Here is a 6785-nt window from a genome sequence, read left to right as displayed (position 1 = left end):
GCGGCGAGCCGGTCGAAGACCGGCGAGCAGCAGCCCGCGCAACACGTGGAGGTGGCGGGAATCGAACCCGCGTCCTTCAGCACCGAGCCAGGGCTTCTCCGGGTGCAGTCCGCGCTGTCGTTCTACTCGGCCTCAGCGCTTGCACGGACACATCGCTGACAGGCCCAGCCACGAAGATGTCCCGCTCAGGCCCCGTGGCCTGATCTGAGCGGTAAGTCATCTAGCTGATGCCGGGATCTGGGCCGATGACGAGCCCAGGCCGACAGAGACGCTATCGCTTAGGCAGCGAGAGCGAACTCAGTGCGCTTAGAATTGGCACTTGTGTTTACGCGAATGCAGGATTAACGAGGTCACAAACGCAACCCTCGACCCGCTTCCCCTGGAACGACTACCGAAGTCGAAACCGATCACCCCCTGTGGAATTGTCACGGCCTCCCCGCCAGGCGGGGCGGCCGACATGCGAGCGGCGAACGCTCGCGCGTCCGTCACTCTACCTGTTGAACAGTACAGGGGCCAAGCTGATTCCCGGTAGCGGAGGGGAATCCGCGGCCGCCGGGCCCGGACGGGGAGAAACCCCCGCGGGCGCGGACGCAAGAGGTGGTCGACGCGGCCCGCGGGGGCGGTCGGCAGGGTCGGGCCGACCTTGGGAAACGACAGGATCTCCCCCGAGATGAGGTCCTGCCCCTCACTGGTCCGCTACCCCCTGTCGCGGCCCAGTCATAGGGGAAGACGCGGGCGGACCCCCGGGAGGTTGCCCGAGGGTCCGCTCTTTGCCGGGTTCTGCCCTGTTCAGAAGGAACGGTGACCGGAGCCGCCGACCGGCCGGCCCTACCAGCCGGTCTCCTCCGTGCCCGTCAGGTCGGCCTGGTTGGTCGGCCCCGTCGGTCCGGTCTGCGTCGGATCCGTCTGCTCCGAGGGCAGGCCCACGCCCTCGGTGGTCGTGGGACCGCCGGGCACCTGCTCGCCGGTGGTCGGCCCGGCGGGGGCCCCCTCGGGCACCCCGTTGGCCATCCCGTCGAGGAAGGAGCCCGCGGCGTTCACCGCGTGCTGCGACACCAGGGTCGTCGCCGGGTCGGCCTCGGCCAGGACGGCGAAGGCCACGTCGTCCTTGTAGCCGACGAACCAGTGCAGCGAGGTGTCGCCCTGCTCCACGCGGGCCGCCTGCCCGTAGACCTCTCCCCCGGTGGCGAGCAGCTCGGGCATGCGGTTGGTCACCGCGTCGCGCAGCCCGGTGCGGACCACCTCCAGGTGGGCGTCGTCCAGGGTGGCGGCCCCGATCGGGTCCGGGCCCTCCTCCGGCACCAGGGCCGGCGCGTTCCACGTGCCGTCCGCGACCGCGGCGGCGACCAGGGCCATGGACAGCGGGCTGACCCGCACGCCGTGCTCGCCGATCATGGCCGCGGCCACGTTCTCCTCGCCCTCCTCCACGGCCACCGAACCCGAGGAGGCCGGGACGGGCAGCTGCCACTCGGCGCCGATGCCCACCCGTCCGGCGGTCTCGGCGATCGCCTCCGGCCCCACCTCGGCGCCCAGGCCCGCGAAGCCGACGTTGCAGCTGAAGGTGATGTTGCGGGCCAGGGTGGCCTGGTCGAGCAGGGCCCCGCCACCCGGGTTGACGAAGGTGCGTCCGCCGATCTCCGCGGAGTAGCCGCAGGGCACCTCGCTCTCGGGGGTGGCCGCACCCGACTCCAGGGCGGCCAGGGCGGTGACCATGCCGAAGGTGCTGCCCGGCAGGTAGGAGCCGGTGAAGGCGTTGTCGTCCGCGGTGCTGCCCGAGGCGCTCGCAGCGGCCAGGACCTCGCCGCTGCCGGTGTCGACCGCCACCAGGTAGCCGTTGCCCGGCACCGTCGTCAGCGCGTTCTCGGCGGCCCGCTGCACGTCCAGGTCCAGGGTGGTGTCGATGGCCCCGCTGAGCGAGCCCTCCCACGCCTGCAGGACGTCGGTGACCTGTCCGTCCTGGTCCAGGGAGACCACCTGGGTGGTGCCCGAACCGGCCAGCTCGTGCTGGAAGATGTTCTGGAGCCCGTTCAGGCCGACGGTGTCGCCCGCCTGGTAGGAGCCGGGCACGCGGGAGGAGACCCGGTGCTCGGCGGTCCCGGCGACCTCGCCCAGCAGGAACGGCGACACCGAGGGCGTCAGGTTGACCTGGACCTCCTGGGTGTCCACCCCGGAGATCCTCGAGGCCTCGCTCAGCAGCGTCTCGTCCACGCTGGAGCCGCGCATGAGCACCAGCGGCTGGAACTGCTCGGGCGGTGCGGAGCGCACCCGGTTCAGGAGCGGGTCGGGGTCCTCGTCGAGGAGTTCGGCGAGCTGGGTGACCCCGGCCTCCTTGTCCTCCATGTCCGCGGGGTAGACGCCGAAGGCCGTCACACTGTCCGCGGTGACCAGCGGCTCGCCCTCGCGGTCGAGGATCTGGCCGCGCTCCTGGCTCTCGTAGCTGACCGCGAGGCGCTCCTCCTCGCTCAGGTCGGGGTGCAGCACGCTCGTGGACCAGGAGATGAGCCAGCCGTCGGGGCCCCACTCCAGGGGCATGCGCCCGGTGTAGTTCCAGGTCGGGTCGCCGATGCCGAGGTCGGCGTTGACACCGAACTCGGCCTGCGCCGAATCGCCCTCGCGGGAGATGGGTCCGAGCTGGAACCGCAGGGAGGCCAGGTCGAGCTGCTCGCGCATGTCCGTGAGGGCCGCGGACACCTGTGCGGGGTCTCCGTCGGTGTAGGCGGCGGCGGTCTCGTGGTCACCGTCCTGCCAGGCGAGCAGGAAGGACCTGACCGCCACCTCGGGACTGGGGTGCGGTGTGCACGCGACCAGGGCAGCGGCGAGGAGCAGGCCGCTGCCGGCGGCCGTGAACCGGCCGAGGGGACGGGGGGACACCGTGTGTGTTCCTTTCGGCTGCCTCATCGACGGCGGCGCAGGGCGCGTTCCATGTCGCGCTTCGCCTCGCGCTCGGCGATGTCGTGGCGCTTGTCGTACTCACGCTTACCGCGGGCCAGAGCGATCTCCACCTTGGCGCGCCCGTCACTGAAGTACAGGGACAGCGGGACGAGCGTGAAGCCGGGTTCCCGGGTCTTGCCGATCAGCCGGGAGATCTGCTCGCGGTGCAGGAGTAGCTTACGCGATCGTCGGGCGGCGTGGTTGGTCCAGGTTCCCTGGGAGTACTCGGGGATGTGGACGTTCTCCAGCCACACCTCGCCGTCGTTGATGTGCGCGAAGCCGTCCACGAGGGAGGCGCGGCCCTGCCGCAGCGACTTGACCTCGGTACCGGTGAGGACGAGGCCCGCCTCGTAGGTCTCGTCGATGTGGTAGTCGTGCCGGGCCCGGCGGTTCTGCGCGATGAGCTTGCGCCCGGTCTCCCGTGCCACAGGTGTGTCCCTTCATACGTCCGGGGGGCACGAGGCCCCCCGGTGTCGAATCCTCCCCGCCCCAGGCGGCCGTGTCAGATCTTGAGGTAGCGGCGCAGGGTGAGGAACGAGGTGATGGTGCACAGCAGGATGCCGAGGATCATCGAGACGCCGATGACGTACATCAGCGAACCCGCGCCCAGGGCCACGTCGAACTGGAACCAGTCCTCGATCTGCGTGAGCAGGGTGTAGCGGGTTGCCACGATGAAGCCGGAGGCGATCAGACCGCCGATGAGGCCGGCGACCGCGCCCTCCAGCAGGAACGGCAGCTGGATGTAGAAGTTCGACGCGCCGACCAGACGCATGATGCCGGTCTCCCGGCGGCGGCTGTAGGCCGACAGCCGGATGGTGTTGCCGATCAGCAGCGCGGCGGCGGCCAGCTGGACACCCGCGAGCACGAGGGCGGCCGCGCGCAGACCGTCCAGCAGCCCGAAGAACTGCTCCAGCACGAGCTGGTCGTCGGAGATGCTGTCGACGCCCGGGGCTCCCTCCACCGCCGAGCGCACGGTCTGGTACTGGGAGGGGTCGGTGAGCTGCACCCGGTAGTTGTCCGGGATGTCACCCTCCTGCGCGGCGTTGGCCAGCGCCTCGTTGGAGGAGCCGAGCCGGTCCTGGAAGTCCTGCCAGGCCTCGGCCGCGGTGAGGTAGGTGTAGTCCTGCACCTGGGCCAGGCCTTCGAGGGTCTGCTCCAGGGCCTGGCGGTCCTCGTCGGTGGCCGGGCCGTTCTCCTGGCAGGCCGTGGTGGGCGAGATCTCGGTGCACATGTAGATGGTGAGCGTGATCCGCTCGTCCCAGTAACTGCGCATCTCGGAGACCTGCTGGTTGACCAGTAGACCGGCGCCGAAAAGAGTCAGTGAGATGGCCACCGTCGTGATGACCGCGATGGTCATCGTCAGGTTTCGGCGAAGGCCGATCCACGTCTCGGAGAGAACGAATTGTGCTCGCATGATCTGTTAAAGGTCCATCCTTCGGGGCTTCGCCGCGCCGGTCCTCGCAGCGGGAGGTCAGTACGCCTGGCCGTAGACGCCGCGCGTCTGGTCGCGCACTACCAAGCCCTCTTCAAGCTCGATCACGCGCTTGCGCATCGAGTCGACGATGGCGGCGTCGTGGGTCGCCATGACGACGGTGGTGCCCGTGCGGTTGATTCGGTCCAGCACCTTCATGATGCCGATGGAGGTCGCGGGGTCGATGTTGCCCGTGGGCTCGTCGGCCAGCAGGATCTGGGGACGGTTGACGAACGCGCGGGCGATGGCCACGCGCTGCTGCTCACCGCCGGAGAGTTCGTTGGGCATCCGCCCGGCCTTGCCCTCCAGGCCGACGAGTTCGACGACCTCCGGGACGACCTTGCGGATGAAGCGGCGGGGCTTGCCGATGACCTCCAGCGCGAAGGCGACGTTCTCGAAGACGTTCTTGTTCGGCAGCAGGCGGAAGTCCTGGAAGACGCAGCCGATACGGCGGCGCAGGTGGGGGACCTTCCAGTTGGACAGGCGCGCCAGGTCCTTGCCGGCGACGTGCACACGTCCCTTGTCGGGCTTCTCCTCCTTGAGGACCAAGCGGAGGAAGGTCGACTTGCCGGAGCCGGACGGACCGACCAGGAAGACGAACTCGCCCTTGTCTACGTCAATGGAAACGCCGTCGAGCGCGGGGCGCTTCTGGGTCGGGTAGACCTTGGTGACGTTATCGAAGTGGATCACAGGCGCATCACAAGGTTCTCGAAGGTATGGGCACCCGCAGTGGAGGGCACTCCGCGCGGGATCGTACCGGCCACATGGCCAACCGACAGTGTAGAGGGGGGAGCGGCCCGGATTGTCCCGGTCGCCTCACACCCGAAGATCAGTGCACCATCGGACAACAGCCTCGAGCATATCGGAGGCGTCAACCGATGATAACGTTCACATATAGCAGTTTCGGTAAAACTGCGGAGACGTGATCATCACCATTGGGACACAATGGCCACATGCGTCCCGCCCGCTCACGCGGGGTGCCACCGTCGCGACCGGGCGTGTCCGCGGCCCCCGCCGGGACCGGCCCGGCCGCGGAAGGCCCCGGCGCCCGGGGGCGCCGGGACCCGCGTCCGGCTCGCCGCCGCGTCCCCGGGAGGGGCGGCGCGGTGACCGCGCCGCGGCGCGGCGCGCAAGGGCGGAGGGAGTTCCCCCGGGGCGGGGCCGCCGGGAGGGTGCCGCTAGGCGTCCTCGGAGCGCTCCCGGCTGCGCATCCAGCGGATCTCGGCGTCGATGAACTCGTCGATGTCACCGTCCAGCACACCCGAGGTGTTGCCGGTCTCGGCGCCGGTGCGCACGTCCTTGACGCTCTGGTAGGGGTGCAGGACGTAGTTGCGCATCTGGGTGCCCCAGCTGCTCACCGAGTCGCCGCGGATCTCGTCCAGCGCCGCCTGCTCCTCCTCGCGCTTGCGCGCCAGCAGCTTGGCCTGGAGCATCGACATGGCCGTGGCCTTGTTCTGCAGCTGCGACCGCTCGTTCTGGCAGGACACCACGATGCCGGTCGGCAGGTGGGTGATGCGCACCGCCGAGTCGGTGGTGTTGACGCCCTGGCCGCCGGGGCCGCTGGAGCGGTACACGTCCACCCGCAGGTCGCCGTCGTCGATCTCGATGTGGTCGCTCTGCTCCACCACCGGGACGACGTCCACGCCCGCGAACGAGGTCTGACGCCGGTTCTGGTTGTCGAACGGCGAGATGCGCACCAGGCGGTGCGTGCCGTGCTCGCCGCGCAGGGTGCCGTAGGCGAACGGGGTCTTGACGGCGAAGGAGGTGGACTTGATGCCCGCCTCCTCGGCGTAGGAGGTCTCGTAGACGTCCGTGGGGTAGCCGTGCCGCTCGGCCCAGCGCAGGTACATGCGCTGGAGCATCTGCGCCCAGTCCGCGGCGTCCACGCCGCCCGCCTGGGAGTTGATCGTGACGATGGCCTCGCGCTCGTCGTGCGGCCCGTTGAGGAGGGTGCGCACCTCCAGCTCGCCGATCTCCTTGCGCAGCTGGTCGAGCTCGCGGTCGGCCTCGACCCTGGTGTCGGCGTCGTCCTCGGCCTCGGCCAGCTCGTAGAGCACGCCGAGGTCGTCGAGCCGCTGGCCGATGCCGTTGATCTTGTTGACCATGGACTCCAGGCTGGAGAGCTGGCGCGTCACCTTCTGCGCGTTGTCCTGGTCGGCCCACAGCTCGGGGTCCGCGGACTGCTCGCGCAGTTCGGCGATCTGCGTGTGCATGGCCTCCAGGTCCAACACGGCGCTGACGCTCGCCAGGGTCGCCGCGAGGTCCTTGATCTTCTCTGCTGGGTCCAGTTCTGCCACGGACCCCAGTGTAGGCCCCAAACAGGGGACGGGCTCCCCGCGCGCACCTGCGCGGGGAGCCCGTCGGGGTCGGACGGGGGCTGGGC

5 protein-coding genes and 1 other RNA gene are annotated in these 6785 nt (G+C 69.8%); all 6 read right to left on the bottom strand.

Annotated elements, in window-relative coordinates:
- Positions 1–43: 43 nt before the first annotated feature.
- The 6 genes from ssrA to prfB all read right to left on the bottom strand — a co-directional run bounded on the left by ssrA (position 44) and on the right by prfB (position 6699).
- Positions 44–415: a transfer-messenger RNA gene (gene ssrA, locus DQW06_RS18085) on the bottom strand.
- A gap of 413 nt (positions 416–828) precedes the next feature.
- Positions 829–2871, bottom strand: coding sequence for a penicillin-binding transpeptidase domain-containing protein (locus DQW06_RS18080; RefSeq protein WP_117198961.1), 2043 nt, complete (start codon positions 2869–2871; stop codon positions 829–831).
- 23 nt (positions 2872–2894) lie between these two features.
- The gene (gene smpB, locus DQW06_RS18075) at positions 2895–3359 is read right to left on the bottom strand and encodes an SsrA-binding protein SmpB (protein ID WP_013154726.1); all 465 of its coding nucleotides are present in this window, start codon (positions 3357–3359) and stop codon (positions 2895–2897) included.
- Positions 3360–3433: 74 nt separating this feature from the next.
- Positions 3434–4345 (bottom strand): permease-like cell division protein FtsX, encoded by a 912-nt coding sequence (gene ftsX, locus DQW06_RS18070; protein ID WP_013154727.1) that lies wholly within the window; start codon positions 4343–4345, stop codon positions 3434–3436.
- Positions 4346–4402: 57 nt separating this feature from the next.
- Positions 4403–5092, bottom strand: coding sequence for a cell division ATP-binding protein FtsE (gene ftsE / locus DQW06_RS18065; protein ID WP_013154728.1), 690 nt, complete (start codon positions 5090–5092; stop codon positions 4403–4405).
- A gap of 488 nt (positions 5093–5580) precedes the next feature.
- Positions 5581–6699: a peptide chain release factor 2 gene (gene prfB, locus DQW06_RS18060; protein ID WP_013154729.1), complete on the bottom strand. Its 1119-nt coding sequence runs from the start codon at positions 6697–6699 to the stop codon at positions 5581–5583.
- Positions 6700–6785 lie beyond the last annotated feature (86 nt).

This window comes from Nocardiopsis sp. TNDT3 (assembly GCF_003427465.1).
In the GTDB taxonomy this organism is placed as follows: Bacteria; Actinomycetota; Actinomycetes; order Streptosporangiales; family Streptosporangiaceae; genus Nocardiopsis; species Nocardiopsis dassonvillei.
This window is presented reverse-complemented; position numbering and strand designations above follow the sequence as displayed.